Below are 2018 nucleotides of genomic sequence, written 5' to 3' on the forward strand. Positions count from 1 at the left end.
CAATCAGTTAACAACCTTGGATATATCTAAAAATGTTAATTTAACAAATTTATATTGTAGTTCCAATCAGTTAACAACCTTGGATATATCTAAAAATGTTAATTTAACAAATTTATATTGTAGTTCCAATCAGTTAACAACCTTGGATGTCTCTAAAAATGTTAATTTGACTAATTTAAATTGTTCATACAATCAGTTAACAACCTTGGATATATCTAAAAATGTTAATTTGAATAATTTATATTGTAATTCGAATCAATTAACAAACTTGGATATCTCAAAAAATATTAATTTGACATCTTTAGATTGTAATAAGAATAAATTATCAGTCTTTGATGTATCTAAAAATGTTAATTTAATATATTTAAATTGTTCTTTCAATCAATTAACCTTCTTAGATGTCTCTAAAAATTTCAATTTAATATACTTTTATTTTAATAACAATAAAATAGCTCAATTGATTATTCCGAAAGTTCATAAGATAAGTGAATTAATTGGGGATTATAACAATCTAAAGCTATCCAGTTTAAAAGGGAATTTTCTTACAATTAAATCTTTAACATTAAACCCACAAGCAACGCTTCAAGGAGGAGTTAAAGGAATTTTTGAAGTGTTGGATTTATCATCAGAATATGCTATTGATGGAAAATATACCACCTATACCTGGTATGATAAAACAACTCAACAAGAAGTCGGCGTCTATGCGCTAAAAGGTAAATTTTATGCCGGTCCGGAAAATGCAGGCAAAACTTTAATTTGTAAAATGAAAAATGAATTAATTCCAGACTTTGTTTTAGAATATGAAGTAACGATAAAAAATACCGTATCATTTGCTTCAAGAAATATAAATGAAAACATACCGGAAGGATTTGTATGGGTAGGTCCACAAAAAAATGAAACAGAATCAATACAACTATTTCCTAATCCGGTAATAGATATATTAAAAATAAATACTGCAGCTAAGGTAACATCAGCAAGTGTTTACAATTATGCAGGAAAAGTAGTTAAAAGATATCCAAAGGTAATAAATAACGAATTGGATTTGCAAGATTTGCCTGCGGGAATTTATATCGTGAATCTTGCAACTGATCAGGGAATACTTTCTAAGAAAATTATTAAAAAGTAAATTATAATAATTAAAGAACCTGCATAAAGTGCAGGTTTTTTATTTATAAGTTGATAAAATTAGATATTTTTAATAAAACAACACTTCATTAAAGACCGATTTAAATAAAGTTTATAGTTCAATTGCTTATATAATTCCCTGCTTATTACGTATGTTTTTTTTTGCTAGAAATTATCTGTGCCATATTATATAGATAAATATGTAATTAATTGATTCTTAAAATTAAACAGAATCCATATTAGAATCTACAAAAAAAAATATTTTATTTTTAATAGCTAATTATTTAAATTATTATTGATATATTAGCATATTAAAATTTATAAAATAATAATATTATGAAAAAAAATTTATTTTTTATGTTGTTATGCGTCTTATTAAGCGTAACAATGATGGCTAAAGATCCTGTTTTGGAAAAAAGACATTATTTAGTAAGTAATTTTGATGTTTCAAAAATCTCTGTTTATGATCCAAGGGATGTTTTAGGAATTTTGAATTTTTTAATGCAATATTCTGAAGAGGATAACGAATGGAATTATGAGCAGTTAGGATTGACCTGGAAAGATATGGTTGATGCCATAAATGGTAAGACTAGCAGTGTCATTTTAAAATTATTTCGCAGATTTGAGTGGGAAGATAAAAATGGAGTTAAAGTTTTAACTTTTTTAGATTTGAGTAATTACGATAGTTTAAGTAAAAATAAATTTTATGGAGAATTTGATGGAAAATATTTTAAAAATTTAAAAGAATTGTATATAAATTCAACACAATTAACTTCAATTGATTTATCTAAGAATTTAAATTTAACAAAATTTGTTTCTAGAAAAAATAATTTAACTTCATTAGATGTATCAAAGAATATTAATTTAAAATTTTTAGATTGTAGCCAGAATTC

1 protein-coding gene and 1 pseudogene are annotated in these 2018 nt (G+C 24.4%); both read left to right on the top strand.

Features of this window, described 5'->3' with window-relative positions; all coding sequences use genetic code 11:
• A partial coding sequence (locus J3U20_RS09830) for a T9SS type A sorting domain-containing protein (protein ID WP_160543334.1) occupies positions 1–1126 on the top strand: 1126 nt, incomplete at its 5' end.
• Positions 1127–1461: 335 nt separating this feature from the next.
• A pseudogene (locus tag J3U20_RS09835) lies at positions 1462–2018 on the top strand (hypothetical protein); the annotation flags it as partial.

The sequence above is a fragment of the Apibacter sp. B3919 genome (assembly GCF_026537405.1).
In the GTDB taxonomy this organism is placed as follows: domain Bacteria; phylum Bacteroidota; class Bacteroidia; order Flavobacteriales; family Weeksellaceae; genus Apibacter.